At 73.1% G+C, this 19,505-nt stretch carries 17 protein-coding genes; 11 read left to right on the forward strand and 6 right to left on the reverse strand.

Features of this window, described 5'->3' with window-relative positions; translation table 11 throughout:
* Positions 1-12: 12 nt before the first annotated feature.
* Positions 13-621, reverse strand: coding sequence for a phosphatase PAP2 family protein (locus tag OTB19_RS28225; RefSeq protein ID WP_267801314.1), 609 nt, complete (start codon positions 619-621; stop codon positions 13-15).
* 160 nt (positions 622-781) lie between these two features.
* On the opposite strand from OTB19_RS28225, the gene OTB19_RS28230 reads away from it, so the two are divergent.
* On the forward strand, positions 782-1,591 hold the full coding sequence (locus tag OTB19_RS28230; RefSeq protein WP_267801315.1) for a hypothetical protein: 810 nt from the start codon (positions 782-784) through the stop codon (positions 1,589-1,591).
* 63 nt (positions 1,592-1,654) lie between these two features.
* On the opposite strand, the gene disA is transcribed toward OTB19_RS28230, so the two are convergent.
* Together disA and radA are read right to left on the reverse strand one after the other, a co-directional pair.
* Complete coding sequence (disA, locus tag OTB19_RS28235; RefSeq protein WP_053678377.1) at positions 1,655-2,779, reverse strand: DNA integrity scanning diadenylate cyclase DisA; 1,125 nt, start codon at positions 2,777-2,779, stop codon at positions 1,655-1,657.
* A gap of 184 nt (positions 2,780-2,963) precedes the next feature.
* A complete protein-coding gene (radA, locus tag OTB19_RS28240) occupies positions 2,964-4,382 on the reverse strand; it encodes a DNA repair protein RadA (RefSeq protein ID WP_267801316.1) in 1,419 nt (472 codons plus the stop codon).
* A 293-nt stretch (positions 4,383-4,675) separates the two neighbouring features.
* On the opposite strand from radA, the gene OTB19_RS28245 reads away from it, so the two are divergent.
* Positions 4,676-6,424: a BACON domain-containing protein gene (locus OTB19_RS28245; protein WP_267801317.1), complete on the forward strand. Its 1,749-nt coding sequence runs from the start codon at positions 4,676-4,678 to the stop codon at positions 6,422-6,424.
* A gap of 56 nt (positions 6,425-6,480) precedes the next feature.
* Here the strand turns inward: OTB19_RS28245 and OTB19_RS28250 are convergent, their stop codons facing one another.
* Positions 6,481-7,308 carry a hypothetical protein gene (locus OTB19_RS28250; protein ID WP_267801318.1) on the reverse strand — a complete coding sequence of 276 codons (828 nt, stop codon included), beginning with the start codon at positions 7,306-7,308 and terminating at the stop codon, positions 6,481-6,483.
* Positions 7,309-7,371: 63 nt separating this feature from the next.
* On the opposite strand from OTB19_RS28250, the gene OTB19_RS28255 reads away from it, so the two are divergent.
* From OTB19_RS28255 to ilvD, 4 genes are all read left to right on the forward strand, one after another.
* Positions 7,372-8,301 carry a Ppx/GppA phosphatase family protein gene (locus OTB19_RS28255; protein WP_267801319.1) on the forward strand — a complete coding sequence of 310 codons (930 nt, stop codon included), beginning with the start codon at positions 7,372-7,374 and terminating at the stop codon, positions 8,299-8,301.
* A gap of 181 nt (positions 8,302-8,482) precedes the next feature.
* On the forward strand, positions 8,483-9,322 hold the full coding sequence (locus OTB19_RS28260) for a sugar phosphate isomerase/epimerase family protein (RefSeq protein WP_267801320.1): 840 nt from the start codon (positions 8,483-8,485) through the stop codon (positions 9,320-9,322).
* Positions 9,319-9,939, forward strand: coding sequence for a TetR family transcriptional regulator (locus tag OTB19_RS28265; protein ID WP_267801321.1), 621 nt, complete (start codon positions 9,319-9,321; stop codon positions 9,937-9,939). The genes OTB19_RS28260 and OTB19_RS28265 overlap by 4 nt, the downstream gene beginning before the upstream one ends.
* 137 nt (positions 9,940-10,076) lie before the next feature.
* Positions 10,077-11,927, forward strand: coding sequence for a dihydroxy-acid dehydratase (gene ilvD, locus OTB19_RS28270; protein ID WP_267801322.1), 1,851 nt, complete (start codon positions 10,077-10,079; stop codon positions 11,925-11,927).
* Positions 11,928-11,961: 34 nt separating this feature from the next.
* On the opposite strand, the gene OTB19_RS28275 is transcribed toward ilvD, so the two are convergent.
* The gene (locus OTB19_RS28275) at positions 11,962-14,127 is read right to left on the reverse strand and encodes a protein kinase domain-containing protein (RefSeq protein ID WP_267801323.1); all 2,166 of its coding nucleotides are present in this window, start codon (positions 14,125-14,127) and stop codon (positions 11,962-11,964) included.
* 106 nt (positions 14,128-14,233) lie between these two features.
* On the opposite strand from OTB19_RS28275, the gene OTB19_RS28280 reads away from it, so the two are divergent.
* The 5 genes from OTB19_RS28280 (at position 14,234) to proC (ending at position 17,743) form a co-directional block, all read left to right on the forward strand.
* On the forward strand, positions 14,234-14,533 hold the full coding sequence (locus tag OTB19_RS28280; protein WP_267801324.1) for a peptidase: 300 nt from the start codon (positions 14,234-14,236) through the stop codon (positions 14,531-14,533).
* Positions 14,534-14,680: 147 nt separating this feature from the next.
* Positions 14,681-15,211, forward strand: a complete 531-nt coding sequence (locus OTB19_RS28285) for a hypothetical protein (protein ID WP_267801325.1) — start codon at positions 14,681-14,683, stop codon at positions 15,209-15,211.
* Between the two features lie 80 nt (positions 15,212-15,291).
* Entirely contained in the window at positions 15,292-16,095 is an 804-nt protein-coding gene (locus tag OTB19_RS28290; RefSeq protein ID WP_267801326.1) for an ABC transporter ATP-binding protein, read from the forward strand.
* On the forward strand, positions 16,092-16,829 hold the full coding sequence (locus tag OTB19_RS28295) for an ABC transporter permease (protein WP_267801327.1): 738 nt from the start codon (positions 16,092-16,094) through the stop codon (positions 16,827-16,829). The genes OTB19_RS28290 and OTB19_RS28295 overlap by 4 nt, the downstream gene beginning before the upstream one ends.
* Positions 16,830-16,933: 104 nt before the next feature.
* Entirely contained in the window at positions 16,934-17,743 is an 810-nt protein-coding gene (gene proC, locus OTB19_RS28300; RefSeq protein WP_053677118.1) for a pyrroline-5-carboxylate reductase, read from the forward strand.
* A 50-nt stretch (positions 17,744-17,793) separates the two neighbouring features.
* Here proC and trpS read toward each other — a convergent pair whose 3' ends face one another.
* Positions 17,794-18,792, reverse strand: coding sequence for a tryptophan--tRNA ligase (trpS, locus tag OTB19_RS28305; protein WP_267801328.1), 999 nt, complete (start codon positions 18,790-18,792; stop codon positions 17,794-17,796).
* Positions 18,793-19,505: the final 713 nt, after the last annotated feature.

A 19,505-nucleotide genomic window follows, 5' to 3' on the forward strand; every position in this document is an offset into this window, starting at 1 on the left:
CACGTTTCGTCCCTACCGCGCGGGGCCCGGACCGGTGAACCACAGCACGGGCCGGATGCCACTGGCCCGCATGGTGGCGGTGATCCTACTGATCGCACCGGCGAGGGCGAGCACGAACAGGGCGGCCAGCGATCCGCCGAGCAGCAGGCCCAGCGCCACGTCGTGCGGGAAGTGCACGCCGACGAACACCCGGGAGAAGGCCATCAACAGGGCGAGCGGCACGGTCAACAGCGCGAGCCGGCCGACGGCCAGGGCCAGCGCGACGGCGGCGGCGCCCGCGATGGAGGAGTGGTTGCTGGGGAAGGACCAGTCGCCGTACTCCGGGCACGGGATCAGCGACGCGGCCGCCCCGGCCACCGTCCGACAGGGCCGGTCCTCGTCGACGGTCGACTTCACCAGCTCGGAGGCGACGTACGCGACCGCGGTGGCGAGCGGCGCGAGGACCGCGAGCGCCATCGCACGGGGGGCGGCCTGCCCGCGGGCACGCCACCAGACGGCTATGAAGAGCAGACCGAACGCGAACAGTCCGTACTCCGTCCAGGCCTCGGACGCCGACCGCACCCAGGGGGGCGTGGTGTGGGCGAAGTCGGTGATGTCTCTGTAGAGGTCGGAGCTGTCCATGATCACAGACCGTACTCAATGAGATGTCGCGGTCGTGTCAGCACCCTGGCCGGTTCCGATCGGTTCGGACTGGTCCCGCAGGATGATCATCGGCAAATCAAGCCCGCCGCCCGGCATGTGGGGCACTGATCGCGGCGCGAACTCTCGTAAGGTTCCGCTCGTGGGATCTCTGCGCAATCCGGTCGGGCCGCTCCCCTCCTCCATCTACTGGCGACGGAGGGCTGTGCTGGCGTCCGTCTTCGCGCTCCTCGCGCTCCTCGCCGTATGGACCGTCAGCTCCGGTGGGGTGAAGTCCAGTACGAACGGCAAGGGCGAAGGCGGGCGAGATCCCGTCGCGCCGATCACCCCCGGCCCCTCCGGCTCCGGGCCGGCGATCAGTCAGGCCCCGGGCGGGCGCGCCGAGTCGGGGACCGGGTCCGCCGGCTCAGGCTCCGGTTCCGGTTCCGACGCGGGCACGGCGGGCGCCGGCAAGAACGGCGAGCCGAGCGGCGGCGCGGGCGGCGGCTCCGGCAACTCCGCCCCGGGCGGCGTCGCGAGCCAGGTCCCGGCCGACTCGCCCCTGCCGACGTGCGCGCCGTCCGCGGTGCAGTGGGAGGTCAAGAGCGAGAAGAACGAGTACGAGGCGAACGAGAAACCCCGTCTCGAACTGATCGCCCGCAACGTCTCCGGCACCACCTGCAAGGTCGACCTCGGCCCGAAGCAGGCGGTCCTGACGATCACTCAGGCGAGCAACCCCAAGGCCGTCTGGTCCTCGACGGACTGCCCGACCGGGGCGGGCAACGTCTTCTTCCGGCTGGCCGCGCAGAGCGAGATCAAGGCGCCGACCCTGGAATGGGACCGCCGGTTCAGCGCCGCGGACCAGTGCCAGACGCCGCCCGCGGGAGCCGCGACCGCGGACACCTACGTGGTCGAGGTCAAGTCCCCCGGCCTGCCGGTGGCCCGCACCTCGTTCGTCCTCAAGCAGGACTGACGCGCCGGTCCGGTCGCCGGGGTTCGGACACCCGGCGGCCGGACCGACACGATCCGAACAGCACTAGACGTACCGCTCCAGGATCGAGGACTCCGCCAGTCGCGACAGGCCCTCGCGGACGCTCCGCGCCCGGGCCTCGCCCACGCCGTCCACCGTCTGCAGGTCGTCCACACTCGCGGCGAGCAGTTTCTGAAGCCCGCCGAAGTGCTCCACCAGCCGCTCGATGATCGCCCCGGGCAGCCGCGGCACCTTCGCCAGCAGCCGGTAGCCCCGCGGGGACACCGCCGAGTCCAGCGTCTCCGGCGACCCCGTGTACCCCAGGGCCTTCGCGACGATCGCCAGCTCCAGCAGTTCCGGATGCGTGAGCGCGTCCAGCGCCGGCAGCGCCTCGTCCACCGTGCGGGAACGCTTCGCCGTGGGCTCCGGAACGTAGTCCCGGATCACCAGCTCCCGCTCCTGCTCGATGCCGACCGTCAGCTCGTCCAGTTGCAGGGACAGCAGTCGCCCGTCCGTGCCCAGTTCGACCACGTACTCGGCGATCTCCGTCGCGATCCGGCGGACCATTTCCAGCCGCTGCGCGACCGCCGTCACATCGCGGACCGTGACCAGGTCCTCGATCTCCAGCGCGGACAGCGTGCCCGCGACCTCGTCGAGCCGCAGCTTGTACCGCTCCAGCGTGGCCAGCGCCTGGTTCGCCCGCGACAGGATCGCCCCGGACTCCTCCAAGACCCGCCGCTCACCGTCCACGTACAACGCGATCAGCCGCATCGACTGCGACACCGACACCACCGGGAACCCGCACTGCTTGGAGACGCGGTCGGCCGTGCGGTGGCGGGTGCCCGTCTCCTCCGTGTGGATGGACGCGTCCGGGACCAGCTGCACGCCGGCCCGCAGGATCTTGGTGATGTCCTTGTCCAGGATGAGCGCCCCGTCGAGCTTGCACAGCTCGCGCAACCGGGTCGCGGTGAACTCCACGTCCAGCACGAAACCGCCGGTGCACATCGCCTCGACGTTCTTGTCCATCCCGAGAACGATCAGGCCACCGGTGTTGCCTCGGACGATTCTCTCCAGGCCGTCCCGAAGGGGCTGACCAGGTGCGACCGCGCTCAGTGAGGCACGCATCATGGCCTCTTGCCTGGAGCTCGCGCCCGACTTCCCGGATGCTGCTGCCCCGTCCTTGGCTGCCACTGCACTCCTCCGGTCGCGGGTTGCGCCGCCTGCGTACGGCCGGGCGGACCAGCACAAAGTCTACCGGCGCGGCCTGTGCGCCCGCCGAGCCTTGGCCCGCCTCGTCCCCGGACCCTACGGGGCGAACCCCCGCACGCGCTCCCGACCGGGCAAAGCCCGCCCCCCGCCCGGCGGCCGGACCGGCCTACGACCGGTCGGCCGCGCCCTCCTTGGCCGGGGTCCGCGAGCGCCCGCGCGGCAGGACCCGCAGCGCGTCGCCCATGTCCGCGACCTCGATCACCTTCATGCCCGCCGGCACCTTGCCGGGGTCGCTCGGCACCAGCGCGTGCGTGAACCCGAGCCGGTGCGCCTCGGCGAGCCGCCGCTGGACCCCCGTCACCCGGCGCACCTCGCCCGCGAGACCGACCTCCCCGATGGCGACGAGGTTCTTCGGGAGGGGCACGTCGCTCGCGGCCGAGGCCAGCGCCAGCGCGATCGCCAGGTCGGCGGCCGGCTCGGTCAGCTTCACCCCGCCCACGGTGGCGCTGTAGATGTCCCGCTTGCCCAGCGCGGTGATCCGGCCGCGCTGCTCCAGCACCGCCAGCATCATCGAGACGCGGGAGGTCTCCAGGCCCGACGTGGTCCGGCGCGGCGAGGGGATCTGCGAGTCCACCGTCAGCGCCTGCACCTCGGCGACCAGGGGCCGCTTGCCCTCCAGCGTCACCGTCAGGCAGGTCCCGGGGACCGCCTCCGCGCGCCGGGTCAGGAACAACCCGCTCGGGTCGGCGAGCCCGGTGATCCCCTCGTCGTGGAGTTCGAAGCAACCGACCTCGTCGGTGGTCCCGTACCGGTTCTTCACGCCGCGCACCAGGCGCAGCCGCGCGTGCCGGTCGCCCTCGAAGCTCAGGACGACGTCGACCAGGTGCTCCAGCAGCCGGGGCCCGGCGATCGCCCCGTCCTTGGTGACGTGGCCGACGAGGAGCGTGGACATGCCCCGTTCCTTGGACGCCCGGATCAGCGCGCCCGCGACCTCGCGGACCTGGGCCATGCCGCCGGGCGCGCCGTCGATCTCGGGCGAGGCGATGGTCTGTACGGAGTCCAGGATCAGCAGGGCGGGCTTCACGGCGTCGAGGTGACCCAGCACGGCCGACAGATCGGTCTCCGCGGCCAGGTACAGGTGGTCGCTGAGCGCCTTGATCCGGTCCGCCCGCAGGCGCACCTGGCTCGCCGACTCCTCGCCCGTCACGTACAGCGTCCGGTGGTCGGCGTCGGCCGCCTTCGCGGCGACGTCCAGCAGCAGCGTCGACTTGCCCACGCCCGGCTCGCCCGCCAACAACACGACCGCACCGGGCACGAGACCGCCGCCGAGGACCCGGTCCAGCTCGCTCACGCCCGTGCTGCGCGCGGTCGCCGTCCTGACGTCGACCTGGCCGATCGGCACGGCCGCGGTCGAGACCCGACCCGCCGCGGTGGTCCGCACGGCGGGAGCGCCCATTTCCTCGACGGTGCCCCACGCCTGGCACTCGGGACACCGCCCGAGCCATTTCGCGGTCGTCCAGCCGCACTCGGTACAACGGTAGGACGGCCGGTCCTTGGCGGATGAACGAGATGTGCGGGCTGCCATGCGCCCACCGTAGCCGCCGCCACCGACACCGCCGCCGGTCGTGCCCCGCGAAGCCTCGGCGGGGGCCCGGCCGCGCGCCCCCGCGGCGACCGCTCAGGCCGCCCCGTCTCCTGCGCCCCGTCTCCTCCGCCGGTCTCGCCCGCCCCCGCCCGCTCGCCCCCGTCCGCCTCGTCCGGGTTCGTCGGTCACGGCGTCAGGGCGGCTGTCAGCACGGGGCCGATCCGTTCACCCGTAAGGGCTAAAACTGCTGAAGGCTTCCGGGGCGTCACCGGCGCGCCGCCTACGGTCGCCAGGTGAACAGCAGCAACCAGGGACCCCCCTCATCGCGCACCGGCGCACACCGGGCGCACGGGCGCACGCCTTCAGAGGGACGCGGAGGACAGGAACGCGCCGGCGAACAGCCTCCCCCGTTCCGCCACGAGCCCTACCTCGACGGCCTGTTCACCTACTGCCTCTCGGTGCTCTGCGACCACGACACCGCCACCGACGTACTCGGAGACGCCCTGGCCGCCGCCGAACGACACCCCGGCCGCTGCCCCGACGAGGGCGAGCGCCGCGCCTGGCTGTACGCGCTCGCCCGCTGGGGCTGCCTGCGCCGGCTCGCCGAGCAGCGGCGCGCGCGACAGGGGGCGCACAGCGCCCGTCGTACGCCGGAGCACACCGACACCGAGCGTGCGCCGGGAGGACCCGGAACCCTCGACGTGTCCGCCTACCGCCGCACCGAACTGGCCCGCCTCGCCTGGCCCGAGGCCGCCGGCACCACGCCCGAGCAGCGGGAGGCCCTCGAACTCGCCGTCCGCCACCGCCTCGGCGTCCCCGAACTCGCCTCCGTCCTCGGGACCCCGCCCGCCGCCGCCCGCGAACTCCTCTCCGCCGCCGCCTGCGAGGTGGAACGCACCCGCGCCGCGCTCGCCGTCGTCGAGACCGGCAACTGCCCGGCCGTGTCCCGGCTCACCGGCGACGACGGAGACCCCCGGGTCCTCCTCTCCACCCCGCTGCGCGCCGAACTCGTACGCCACGTCGACGACTGCCCGCGCTGCCGTCGCGCCGCCGAACGCGTCGGCGCAGGCGGCCCCTGGCCCGGCACCGGCGGCATCCACCCCGCCGCGCTCCCGCTCGTACCGGCGCCCCGCACCGCCGTCCGCGCGGCGATGCTGCGCTCCGGGCGGCGCGGCGGCGGCCCCGGCCCCCGCTTCGACCGGACCGGCTTCCCGATGGACCCCAAGGACCGCGCGGCCCGCCGCGACCGGTTCCGGGCCCGCGCCGTCACCACGACCGTCGTCGCCACCGTCGTCGCCGCGCCCGTACTGGCCCTCTGGGCGGCCTACCGGGGCGCCCCCACCACCGGCGAACCCGCCGGCGGCGGCGCCACCCGCATCTCGGCCAGCGAGTCCGACGTCCCGCCGCCCCCGGCCGGCGGGCGGCTGCTCGCCTCGTACGAGAACACCGGCAACACCGCCCACACCGGCGACGGGCCGGGCTTCGCCCCCGGTACCGCCGCACCCGACGTCTCCGTCGAGGTCATCAGCTCCGGCGCGCCGGCCTCCCCGGAATCGGACCGCCCGGGAGCCCCCGGCCGGCTCACCGTGTCCGCCACGACGCGCGGCTCCACCACCCTGCTCACGCTCAGCGCGTCCGGCGGCGCCCCCGTGGACTGGCGTCTGTGGTCCGACGCGCCCTGGCTGCGGGCCGGCCAGACCGCGGGCACCCTGGCCCCCGGAGAATCGGTCACCCTGCGGATCACCGTGGACGCCGCCGCCCAGCCCGTCGGCGCCTGGTCGGCCCGGGTCGGGGTGGACCCGTCCGGCGCGGTCGTCGCCATCCAGGGCCGGGGCCGGCCCGCCCCGCCGCCGACCGGGGGACCGCCGACCTCCCCGGCGCACCCCAGGCCGACTCCCACGCCGCCGACCCCGACGCCGACGCCCACCCCGACGCCGACGCCCACGGAGACCCCGACTCCCACGCCGACCCCGACGCCGACCGAGTCAGAAGGAACGGTTTCCCCGACGCCGCCCACCGACCCGCCGGCCCCGGCCTCCTGACCGCCGCCCCCCGGGCGCAGGGCGCGCCGCCTTCCCGGCCCGGCGGCCGGCCGGTGCTACGCCTTCGGCGGATCCGCGGGGTGCGGGGCCATCGGCAGCAGCGAGGCCAGCCGCGCCTCGCACAGCGCCACGAGCGCCTCGTACCCCTCCTTGCCCATCAGCTCCGTCAGCTCGGGGCGGTACGACACGTACACCGGGTCACCGGCCCCGTGCGCGGACGTGGCCGACGTGCACCACCAGTGCAGGTCGTGACCGCCCGGACCCCAGCCGCGCCGGTCGTACTCGCCGATCGACACCTGGAGGACCCGCGTGTCGTCGGGCCGGTCGATCCACTCGTACGTCCGGCGGATCGGCAACTGCCAGCACACGTCGGGCTTGGTCTCCAACGGCTCGCGCTTCTCGCGCAGCGCCAGGATGTGCAGCGAGCAACCGGCGCCCGCGGCGAAGCCGGGCCGGTTCTGGAAGATGCACGAACCCTCCCAGCGGCGGGTCTGCCGCTCGCCGTCCTCGTCCTCCTGCACCCAGCCGGACTCGGTGCCCACGTCGTGGAACTGCCACAGCTCCGGCGTGAGGCGGGCCACGTTCTCCGCGACGCGCTTCTCGTCGTCCTCGTCGGAGAAGTGCGCGCCGAGGGTGCAGCAGCCGTCGTCCGCCCGACCGGCCTGGATGCCCTGGCAGCCGCTGCCGAAGATGCACGTCCAGCGCGAGGTCAGCCAGGTCAGGTCGCAGCGGAAGATCTGTTCGTCGTCGGCGGGGTCGGGGAACTCCACCCAGGCCCGGGGAAAGTCGAGGCCCTTCTCGTCACCGGAGACCGTGGGGGACTCGCCGCCCTTGGCCTTCTTCGACTTGGGGCGGGACTTGTTGGCCTTCTTCGTATTTGGCACAAACCCAAGCCTAAGCGCCCCTTACTCCACCCCCACGCGACAGGACCAGTAGCGTTTCCCCGTATGAGACTCGGTGTCCTTGACGTGGGTTCGAACACGATCCATCTGCTGGTGGTGGACGCGCACCCCGGCGCGCGCCCGCTGCCCGCCCACTCGCACAAGGTGGAACTGCGGCTGGCGGAACTCCTCGACACGCACGGCGCGGTCACCCCGGAGGGCATAGAGCGCCTCGTCTCGGTCCTCGGCGACGCCGTGCAGGCCGCCGAGGACAAGGGCTGCGAGGACCTGCTGCCCTTCGCGACCAGCGCCGTGCGCGAGGCCACGAACGCGGACGAGGTCCTGGCCCGGGTGAAGGCCGAGACCGGCCTCGACCTGCCCATCCTCAGCGGCGAGGACGAGGCGCGACTGACGTTCCTCGCCGCCCGGCGCTGGTTCGGCTGGTCGGCGGGCAAGCTGCTGGTCCTCGACATCGGCGGCGGCTCGCTGGAGATCGCGTTCGGCATCGACGAGGAACCCGACGCGGCCGTGTCCCTCCCGCTGGGCGCCGGCCGCCTCACCTCGGCCTGGCTCCCCGGCGACCCCGCCGACCCGGCCGACGTGAGGGCGCTGCGCCGGCACGCCCGGGCCCAGATCGCCCGCTCGGTGAGTGTGTTCAGCCGCTTCGGAGCACCGGACCACGTGGTCGCGACGTCCAAGACCTTCCGGCAGCTGGCCCGCATCGCGGGCGCGGCCCGCTCGGCCGACGGGCTGTACGTCCAGCGCGACCTGACCCGCAAGTCCCTGGAGGAGTGGGTCCCGCGCCTGGCGGCGATGACCACCGCACAGCGCTCCACCCTCCCGGGCGTCTCCGAGGGCCGCGCCGGACAACTCCTGGCCGGGGCGCTGGTCGCGGAGGGCACGATGGACCTCCTCGGCGTCGAGGAGTTGGAGATCTGCCCCTGGGCCCTGCGGGAGGGCGTCATCCTCCGCCGCCTGGACCACCTCCCGTCCTGACCGGTGACCGGTTCTCCCGTCCGGACCGGTGACCGGCACCGCCCGAGCCCGTGCGCGGCGCCACCGGTCGTACCGGCCCGAGCCCGTGCGCGGCCCTGTCGGGCCGGGGCCCCGGGGGCCCGAACCGGGCGGATCCCCCCACCCCGCCCGGCCGGGTCACCGGCATCGGTAACCTGTCCCCGTGGCAGAACCCCGCCCCAAGACCCCGACCCCAAGGCCCAAGGTCGCCCTTTCCACCGCCTCCGTCTATCCGGAGTCCACGGCGACCGCCTTCGAGATCGCCGCGCGCCTCGGCTACGACGGCGTCGAGGTCATGGTCTGGACGGACCCGGTCAGCCAGGACATCGACGCCCTGCGCCGGCTCTCCGACCACCACGGGGTCCCGGTCCTCGCGATCCACGCCCCCTGCCTCCTGATCACCCAGCGCGTCTGGTCGACCGACCCCTGGACGAAGCTGCGGCGCGCCCAGGCCGCGGCCGAGCGACTGGGCGCGGGCACGGTGGTCGTGCACCCGCCGTTCCGCTGGCAGCGCGCGTACTCCCGCGACTTCGTCTCCGGCATCTGGCGCATGGCCGACGAGACCGACGTCCGGTTCGCCGTCGAGAACATGTACCCCTGGCGCTACCGCGACCGCGAGATGCTCGCGTACGCGCCCGAGTGGGACGTCACCAAGGACGACTACCGGCACTTCACGGTGGACCTCTCGCACACCGCGACCGCCCGCACCGACGCCAACGCGATGATCGACCGGATGGGCGACCGGCTCGCCCACATCCACCTCGCCGACGGCAACGGCTCCGCGAAGGACGAGCACCTCGTCCCCGGCCGGGGCACCCAGCCCTGCGCCGAACTGCTGCGCGGCCTGGCCCGTACCTCCTTCGACGGTCACGTCGTCATCGAGGTCAACACCCGCCGGGCCATGTCCTCCGCGGAGCGCGAGGCCGACCTGGCCGAGGCCCTGGCCTTCACGCGGCAGCACCTCGCGGCCGCGACCAGCGACAGCCCGGCCCGCCGGCCATGACGGACCCGGTCGGCAAGCCCCGCCGCGGCCCCGGTCGCCCCCGCCAGGACGAGGCCGACGACGGCCCCGGCACGCAGGAGCGGATCCGTCTCGCGGCCCGTTCGGAGTTCGCGGCGCGCGGCTACGACAAGACCTCCGTACGCGGGATCGCGAAGGCGGCCGGCGTGGACCCGGCGCTGGTGCACCACTACTTCGGCAGCAAGGACGACCTGTTCGCCGCCGCCATCGAGGTCAGCCTGGAGCCGGCCCTGGTCGTCCCGCAGATCGTCGGCTCCGGCCCGGACGGCATCGGCGAGCGCCTGGCCCGCTACTTCCTGGGCATCTGGGAGAACCCGGCCACCCGCGCCCCGCTCCTCGCCGTGATCCGCTCCGCCCTCACCCACGAGGCCGCCGCCGCCGTACTGCGCCGGCTGATCCTGCGCCGGGTCCTGGAGCGGGTCGCCGCCGACCTCGACGTGCCCGACCCCACCTTCCGCGCCGAGCTGGCGGCCTCGCACATGATCGGCATCGCGATCCTGCGGTACGTGGTCCAGATCGAGCCCCTCGCGTCCGCCGACCCGGAGGAGATCGTCGCCCTCGTGGCCCCGACCCTCCAGCGCTACCTCACCGAACAGTGACCGAAAGCTGAGCCGGCCGTCCCGAGATGCGGACACCGTGTCCGCATCGCGGGCGAGAGGCGTAGCCTCGTAAACAGCCATATCCACAGTCGCGGCAGGCCTCTCCGGCGCCGCCGCACTCATGGGGAGTGAACCCGATGCCCGAGCTGAGGTCCCGCACCGTCACCCACGGCCGCAACATGGCAGGCGCACGTGCGCTGATGCGCGCCTCGGGCGTAGCGAGCGCGGACATCGGAAAGCCGATCATCGCGGTGGCCAACTCCTTCACCGAGTTCGTCCCCGGGCACACCCACCTGGCGCCGGTCGGCCGGATCGTCTCCGACGCCATCCGCGAGGCGGGCGCGATCCCGCGCGAGTTCAACACCATCGCGGTCGACGACGGCATCGCCATGGGGCACGGCGGCATGCTGTACTCCCTGCCCTCCCGCGACCTGATCGCGGACAGCGTGGAGTACATGGTCGAGGCGCACTGCGCCGACGCCCTGATCTGCATCTCCAACTGCGACAAGATCACCCCCGGCATGCTGATGGCCGCCATGCGCCTCAACATCCCGGTCGTCTTCGTCTCCGGCGGTCCGATGGAGGCCGGCCAGGCCATCCTCGTCGACGGCACCGTCCGCAAGCTCGACCTGATCGACGCCATGGTCGACGCCGCCAACGAGAACGTCTCGGACGAGGACGTGCTGCGGATCGAGGAGAACGCCTGTCCGACCTGCGGCTCCTGTTCGGGCATGTTCACCGCCAACTCCATGAACTGCCTCGCCGAGGCCATCGGCCTGGCCCTCCCGGGCAACGGCTCGGTCCTCGCCACGCACACCGCCCGCCGCGCCCTGTACGAGGACGCCGGCCGCACGGTCGTGGAGATCACCAAGCGCTACTACGAGGACGGCGACGAGTCCGTCCTGCCGCGCAACATCGCCACCCGCGAGGCCTTCGAGAACGCCATGGCGCTCGACATCGCGATGGGCGGCTCCACCAACACGATCCTGCACCTGCTGGCGGCGGCGCAGGAGGCGGGCCTGGAGTACGACCTCACCGACATCGACGCCGTCTCCCGGCGCGTGCCCTGCCTGTCCAAGGTCGCGCCGAACGTGGCGCCCGGGGGCACGTACTACATGGAGGACATCCACCGGGCCGGCGGCATCCCCGCCATCCTCGGCGAACTGCACCGCGGCGGCCTCCTCAACAAGGACGTCACCTCCGTGCACTCCGACAACCTGGAGGACTGGCTCGCGCAGTGGGACGCCCGCTCCGGCACGGCGTCCGACACCGCCATGGAGCTGTGGCACGCGGCCCCCGGCTGCAAGCGCTCCGCGACCGCCTTCTCCCAGTCCGAGCGCTGGGACACCCTCGACCTCGACGCCGAGGGCGGCTGCATCCGCTCCGTCCAGCACGCGTACTCCAAGGACGGCGGCCTCGCCGTCCTGCGCGGCAACATCGCGGTCGACGGCTGCGTCGTGAAGACCGCCGGCGTGGACGAGTCGATCTGGACCTTCGAGGGCCCGGCCGTGGTCTGCGAGTCGCAGGACGAGGCCGTCGACAAGATCCTCCGCAAGGAGATCAAGGAGGGCGACGTCGTCGTCATCCGCTACGAGGGCCCGCGGGGCGGCCCCGGCATGCAGGAGATGCTGTACCCGACGTCCTTCCTCAAGGGCCGCGGCCTCGGCAAGGCCTGCGCCCTCGTCACGGACGGCCGCTTCTCGGGCGGCACCTCGGGCCTCTCCATCGGCCACGCCTCCCCGGAGGCGGCCTCGGGCGGCACGATCGCCCTCGTCGAGGACGGCGACAGCATCCGCATCGACATCCCGAACCGCTCGATCGAGCTGCTGGTCTCCGACGAGGACCTGGCCGCCCGCCGCGAGGCCCTCGGCGGCGTCTACGCCCCGAAGAACCGCGAACGCAAGGTCTCCGCGGCCCTGCGCGCCTACGCCGCCATGGCCACCAGCGCCGACAAGGGCGCGGTCCGCGACGTCTCCCTCCTGGGCTGAGCCCGCCGAGTCCCCCCGAACCCCGCCGGTCGTGTCACCACCCGGCGGGGTTCGCCGCGTCCACGGCGAAGACGGTCCCGTCGGGTGTCGACGCGTACACCCGGCCGTCGCGGACGACCGGGGCGGCCAGGGTGGCGGCGAAGGTGCCCTGCCCGCCGCCCGCGCCCGGCTTCGTCTGCCCGACCGGCCGGCCGGCGGCAGCGTCGACGGCCAACAGCCGTCCGTCGGCCGCCGTCAGGTAGACCCGCCCGCCGGCGAACACCGGCCGCGAGGCGACGGCCGCCCCCGTCTCCAGCCGCCACTCCTCCTTGACCGGACCCACGGCCGCCAGCCCGCCCGCGGTCCCGATGACGTACACGACGCCCTCCGGGCTCACCGTCGCCTGCGTCTCGTACAGCGGCCTCGCCAGCCGCACCCGGTGCACGGCGTACGTGTCCAGGTCGACCCGCACGACCGCCTCCGTCGCGGTCCGCACGTCGTTGTCCAGCAGGTACAGCCCGCCGCGCGCCGCGCCGACGGGTTGCAGCATTCCCGGTACGCGCACCCGGCGGCGTACCGATCCGCTCGCCGGGTCCACCTCGGAGAGCTGCGTGGAACCGCCCGCGCCGTCCGTCGTCGACACGTACAGCACCGGCTCCCCCGAAGGCCCCGGGCCGGCGGTCCAGACGGAACCCACACCGCCGATCTGCTTCGTCCAGCCGGTGGCCCCGGTCGCCGCGTCCAGGGCCGCGACGTTCCCGTTCGGCGCGACGATCAACACCCGTGCCCCGACCGGCACGACACGCGCACCGTCCGGCAGCTCGTGGCGCCAGCGCCGCGTCCCGCTCGCGGGGTCGAGGGCCTCCAGCACCTCACTGCCCGATGCCACCGCGAGGACGAGCCCGCCCGCGTGCGAAGGGGTGTTGTCGCGCGCGGCCAACCGCGTCGACGCGGAACCCGGCACGGACCACAGCACCGACCCGTTCGCCGGGTCCAGCTTCGCCGCGGCCACCCCGGGCCCCGAGCAGTACAGGGCCGCCGTGTCCGCGGAGCAGGACACGGTCCGCCGCCCCGCCCCCCGCTCACCGACCGAGGCGGTCCACGGGGCGAAGGCCGGGGGCCGCCCCTCCGAGGCGGCGGCACTCCTCGCCGCCGCGCGGGCCGCCGCGTCGCCGTCCGATCCGGAGTACAGGTGGCCGACGACCGCGCCCGCCCCGATCAGGAGCGCCACTCCCGCGGCCAAGGCCGTCCGGGTCCGGGGCCTCGGGCGCCGTCCGGGAGGGAGCGGGTCGGCCGGGGGGTCCGTGCCGATGCGCTCCCGCCGGTGCGTGACCACCTCGCCCACCTCGACCCGCTCGGGCCGCCGGGGCCGGGGGACGAAGGACTGGGTGTCCTCGGAGGTCGGGTAGGCCAGCGCCCGCATCTCGGTGATCAGTTCGTCGGCGGTCGGCCGTTCCTCCGGCTCCTTCGACAGGCACCGGGCCACGAGCGGCACCAGCCGCGCCGGCAGCCCGGTCAGGTCGGGCTCGCTGTGCACGACCTGGTACGCCACCAGGTAGTGGCTGTCGGAGTCGAACGGCCCGCGCCCCGTCGCCGCGTACACCAGCACCGCGCCCAGCGCGAAGACGTCGGCGGCCGTGCCCACGTCCCGGGGGCGTTGGAACTGCTCGGGCGCCATGAACGGCGGCGTCCCGATCAGCTTCCCGGTCTCCGTCCGCAGGTCGCTGTCGGCCGGTCGCGAGATCCCGAAGTCGATGACGCGCACCCCGTCCGGGGCCATCAACACGTTGCTGGGCTTCAGGTCCCGGTGCACCACCCCGGCCCGGTGGATGTCCCGCAGGGCCTCCGCCAGCCCGGCGGCGAGCCGCACCAACTCGACCGGGTCCAGCACCCGTTCGCGTACCCGCTCGGACAGCGTCGGGGCGTCGATGAAGGAGGTGGCCATCCAGGGGCGCTCGGCGTCCGGATCGGCGTCCACGACGGGGGCGGTGAACGCCCCGCTCACCCGCCGCGCGGCCGCGACCTCCTGCCGGAACCGCGCCCGGAACTCCGGATCCACCGCGTGCTGGGCGTGCACCACCTTGACGGCGAGTTTCAGCCCCGCGCCGGACGTGGCCAGGTGGACGACGCCCATGCCGCCGGAGCCGAGTACGGATTCGAGCCGGTACTGCCCGGCGTACTCCGGAAACCCCGCACAGTCCGTCGCGCGCAGCGAACGCACCACTCATCACCCCCGCCGGAGCCTAGTCGATGGCCCATGCGAATCTCCAAGGGCTTGCTACCCTTCGCGCGTTGCGCAGAGCAACACTCAAAGGGGGACTTTCCGCATGTCTGTTGAGAACGATTCAAGCCAGGTTCAGAGCCTCTCCGGGTCGGGTTTCCCGACCTTTCCCGTGGCGCCCGGTTACCGCGTCAACGTCCGCAGCGGCCCCGGCACCAACTACTCGGTCTCGCGGGTGCTCCCGCTGGGCGCGTACGTCCAGATCCGCTGCCAGTGCGAGGGCACGACCGTCTCGGGTCCGTACGGGACGTCGGACATCTGGGACTGCGTGGGCAACGGCGAGTTCGTCTCCGACGCGTACGTGAAGACGGGTGTCGACGGCTACGTCACGGGGCAGTGCGGCTGACACCGCGATCGACACGGCCGCGCGCGAGCGCCGGACGACTCCGGGCCGGCCGGGCCCCGTGCCCGGGCGGTGCCGGCCCGGGGACCGCCCCGCCCGCCACGTGAGACGCACCCGGCCCGGCCGGCCCGCCGGGGGATAATCGCCGGTGTGAGCGACAACGACCAGCGAGACCAGAGCCGGCCCACCCCGCCCGCCGCCCCCGCGGCGCCCGGCCCCGAGCCCGAGCCGATCAAGTTCTTCGGCACCACCTGGGTCGAGCACGACGGCGGCTACGCCCTGCGCCGCGTCGGCATGGCCGCCGGTTCGCTCGTCACCGCCTTCGCCGCCGCGTTCCTGCTGCGCATGGCCTACGAGGGGCTGGAGATCGGCGACGTCGGTCCGTTCCTCAGCATCTCCGTCGTCGTCCTCTTCGCGATCGCCAGTGCCATCGCCTTCGCCAAGACCTGGGAGTCCTTCGGGACCCGCCCCCGCCCCTCGTCCGACGAGGCCGCGCTCAAGGGCCTGAAGACGATCGGTTTCATCGGCTCCCTCATCGCGTACTTCCTGCGCTGCCTCGTCGAGGCGCCCGGCGAGAAGCTGCGCCGCACCGAGTACGAGCGCGCGAAGGCCGAGTTCGCCCGCCGCCGCGGTTCGCGCACCGGCAACCCGGCCGCCCGCCGCCCCAAGCGCAAGCGGTAACCCACCGGGGGTCCGGACCCGGACCCCGCACCCGTCCGCCCGGTTGACGCCCCGGCACAGCCGGGAGCATTATTCATCACATGATGAATAACTCGCCGGACGGAGCCCCGGCCGCCGTCCACGCCCGCGGCCTCACCGTCCGCCGCGGCGCCGGACGCCACCCCCGCACCGTCCTCGACGCCCTCGCCTTCGACGTCCCCCGCGGCCGCATCACCGGTCTCCTCGGCCCCTCCGGCTGCGGCAAGTCCACCCTCATGCGCGCCGTCGTCGGCACCCAGGCCCACGTCACCGGCACCCTCGACGTCCTCGGCCGCCCCGCCGGCCACCCCGCACTGCGCTCCCGCATCGGCTACGTCACCCAGGCGCCCTCGGTCTACGACGACCTCACCGTCCGGCAGAACCTCGACTACTTCGCCGCCGTCCTCGACCCCGGCCGCGCCGCCGCCGACCGCCGGGCCGCCACCGTCACCCGCGCCATCACCGACGTGGACCTCACCGGACGCGCGGGCGCCCTCGCCGGCAACCTCTCCGGCGGCCAGCGCAGCCGCGTCTCCCTCGCCGTCGCCCTGCTCGGCACCCCCGAGCTGCTGGTCCTCGACGAACCGACCGTCGGCCTCGACCCCGTCCTGCGACGCGACCTGTGGAACCTCTTCCACGACCTCACCACCGACCGCGGCGCCACGATCCTCGTCTCCTCACACGTCATGGACGAGGCCGAACGCTGCCACGACCTCCTCCTCATGCGCGAGGGCCGCATCCTCGCCCAGGACACCCCCGACGCCCTGCGGGACCGCACCGGCTCCACCACCGTCGAGGAGGGCTTCCTCCGCCTCGTCGACGACGCCGACGCCCTCGCCCGGGAGACCCAGGAGCAGCACTCGTGAACACGGCCCGCACCCTCGCCACCGCCGCGCGCGTCCTGCGCCAGCTCCGCCACGACCCGCGCTCCATCGCACTGATGCTGCTGGTCCCCGTCCTGATGCTGACCCTGCTCCGTTACGTCTTCGACGGCAGCGCCCGCACCTTCGACAGCGTCGGGGCCTCCCTCCTCGGGATCTTCCCCCTCATCACCATGTTCCTCGTGACGTCCATCGCCACCCTGCGCGAGCGCACCTCCGGCACCCTCGAACGCCTCCTCGCGATGCCCCTGGGCAAGGGCGACCTCATCGCCGGCTACGCCCTCGCGTTCGGCGCCGTGGCCATCGTCCAGTCCCTCCTCGCCACCGGCCTCGCCCTGTGGGTCCTCGGCCTCGACGTCGTCGGCTCCCCGTGGCTGCTCCTGCTCGTCGCCCTCCTCGACGCCCTCCTCGGCACCGCGCTCGGCCTCTTCGTCTCCGCCTTCGCCGCGTCCGAGTTCCAGGCCGTGCAGTTCATGCCGGCGGTGATCTTCCCCCAGCTCCTGCTCTGCGGACTCTTCGCACCCCGCGACACCATGCAGCCGGTCCTCGAAGGGCTCTCCGACGTCCTGCCCATGTCCTACGCCGTGGACGGCATGACCCAGGTCCTCACCCACACCGACATGACCGCCGACTTCCTCCGCGACGCCGTCGTCGTGGCCGGCTGCGCCCTGCTCGTCCTCGCCCTCGGCGCGGCCACCCTGCGCCGCCGCACCCCCTGACCGCACTCCGGACACCCCCTCGCCCCCACGCCCCCGGGTGCAAGGATGAGGAGGTGGAGGCGGCACGCCTCCACGCACGCATCGTTCGGCGAGGTGAATCGGGCATGACCCAGACAGTCGCAGTCCTCGGTACCGGCAAGATCGGCGAGGCCCTGCTCAGCGGGATGATCCGCGGCGGATGGCCCGCCGCGAAGCTCCTCGTCACCGCCCGCCGCCCCGAGCGTGCCGAGGAACTGCGCACCCGTTACGGGGTCGAGGCCGTCACCAACGCCGAGGCCGCCAAGCGCGCCGACACCCTGATCCTCACGGTCAAGCCGCAGGACATGGGCAAGCTCCTCGAAGAACTCGCCCCCCACGTCCCCACCGACCGCCTGATCATCAGTGGCGCCGCCGGCATCCCCACCTCCTTCTTCGAGGAGCGGCTCGCCCCGGGCACGCCGGTCGTCCGCGTCATGACGAACACGCCCGCCCTCGTCGACGAGGCCATGTCCGTCATCTCGGCCGGCAGCCACGCCACCGCCGCGCACCTCCTGCACACCGAAGAGATCTTCGGCGGCGTCGGCAAGACCCTGCGCGTTCCGGAGTCGCAGCAGGACGCCGCGACCGCCCTCTCCGGCTCGGGTCCCGCCTACTTCTACTTCCTCGTCGAGGCGATGACCGACGCCGGCATCCTCCTCGGCCTGCCCCGCGCCCAGGCGCACGACCTCATCGTCCAGGCCGCCATCGGAGCCGCCGTGATGCTCCGCGACAGCGGCGAGCACCCGGTCAAGCTCCGCGAGGCCGTGACCTCCCCGGCCGGCACGACCATCAACGCCATCGTCGAGCTGGAGAAGCACGGCGTACGGGCGGCCCTGATCGCCGCCCTCGAAGCGGCCCGCGACCGCAGCCGCGAGCTCGCCTCCGGCAACAGCTGACCCGGCGGTACGGGTCCCCCGCGCGGGGGACCCGTACCGCCGCGGGCCCTTCAGGGCTCCAACAGCCCGATCGCCCGGTACGCCCGGTCCACCACGGGCCGCGCCAGGCCGCGCGCCCGCTCGGCCCCGGCCCGCAGCACCTTCTCCACCCCACCGGGGTCGGCCGCCAGCTCGGCGTGCCGCTCCCGCACCGGCCGCAGCCTCTCCACCACCGCCTCGGCGACGTCCCGCTTCAACGCCCCGTAGCCCTGGTACCCGTCGGCCAGCGCCGCGGGATCGCCGCCCGTGCAGGCGGCGAGGATGTCGAGCAGATTGGCGACCCCGGGCCGGTTCTCCCGGTCCAGGACCACGCCGCCGTCCCCGCTGTCGGTGACGGCCCGCATCACCTTCCTCGTCACCACCGCCGGTTCGTCGAGCATGAACACCACCCCGGGCCCGGCGTCCCCGGACTTCCCCATCTTGGAGGTCGGATCCTGGAGGTCCATGACCCGCGCCGCCACGACGGGATGCGTGGCCTCGGGTACCGCGAAGGTGTGCCCGTACCGCTGGTTGAACCGCACCGCGAGGTCCCGCGTCAGTTCCACGTGCTGCCGCTGGTCCTCACCGACCGGCACCTGGTCCGTCCCGTAGGCGAGGATGTCGGCCGCCATCAGCACGGGATAGGTGAGCAACGACAGCCGCACCCCTTCCCCGGCGTCCCGCGCCCGCGTCGCCTTCTCGCGGTACTGGACCATCCGCCGCAGTTCCCCGTCGGTCGCGGTGCACTCCAGCAGGTACGCCAGCCGGGTGTGCTCGTCCACGTGGCTCTGTACGAAGAGCGTGCACCTCGCCGGTTCCAGTCCCGAGGCCAGCAGCAGTGTCGCGGCCTGCCTGCTGAGCCGGCGGACCCGCGCCGGGTCGTGTTCCACGGTCAGCGCGTGCAGGTCGACCACGCAGAACAACGCCTCGTCGGGTTCCTGGTCGGCGGCGACCCACTGCCGCACGGCCCCCAGGTAGTTGCCCAGCGTCAGATGCCCGGTGGGCTTGACCCCGCTGAAGATCCTCGTCATGTCCGTCTCCCTGCTGTGTGGCTGTCATGTCGGTGCCACCGCGTCGGGCGACCGAGCCACTCCCGGGAGGGGAGAAACAGAAACGGCCGCCGAGGCGGCGGCCGTGAGCGCATGCGTGCTCGTGTGGAGGGTCGGCCGCCGTCAGGCGGCCCACCAGCACAGGTTGAGCGTGTGCGCATGCGTGGTCATGGGAGCCAGGCTAACCCTCCGGGGGACGCCTGTCCCAGAGTTGACACACCTTGGCCCGGTCCGTAAGGTTCTTCGAGTTGTCCGCAGTGAGCGCCGACCCCGGTCGGTCCCCGGACAGCCATCCCGCATCACACACATTCGAACGAACGACGCACTTTGTCGTCTCGTTTTCATGCGTATATGCGAATGAGGAATCCGCGTTCCAGGACGCAGTCGCCGATTAGGTTCGGGGACAGGGAATCCGCTACTGTCTCACTCGCCGCAAGGGCCCAACAGCCCAAGCAGCGAAACCCGCTGACTGGGAGTCAGGCCCGAAAGGTTCTGATAGAGTCGGACTCGCCGGAAAGGGAAAACGCGAAAGCGAAGAACCTGGGAGGCGGAAAACAAGCGAGACTGGCTCTGATAGAGTCGGAAACGCAAGAACGAAGGAAGCGCCCGGAGGAAAGCCCGAGAGGGTGAGTACAAAGGAAGCGTCCGTTCCTTGAGAACTCAACAGCGTGCCAAAAATCAACGCCAAAAGTTGA

The sequence above is a fragment of the Streptomyces sp. H27-H5 genome, assembly GCF_026627505.1.
Taxonomy (GTDB): domain Bacteria; phylum Actinomycetota; class Actinomycetes; order Streptomycetales; family Streptomycetaceae; genus Streptomyces.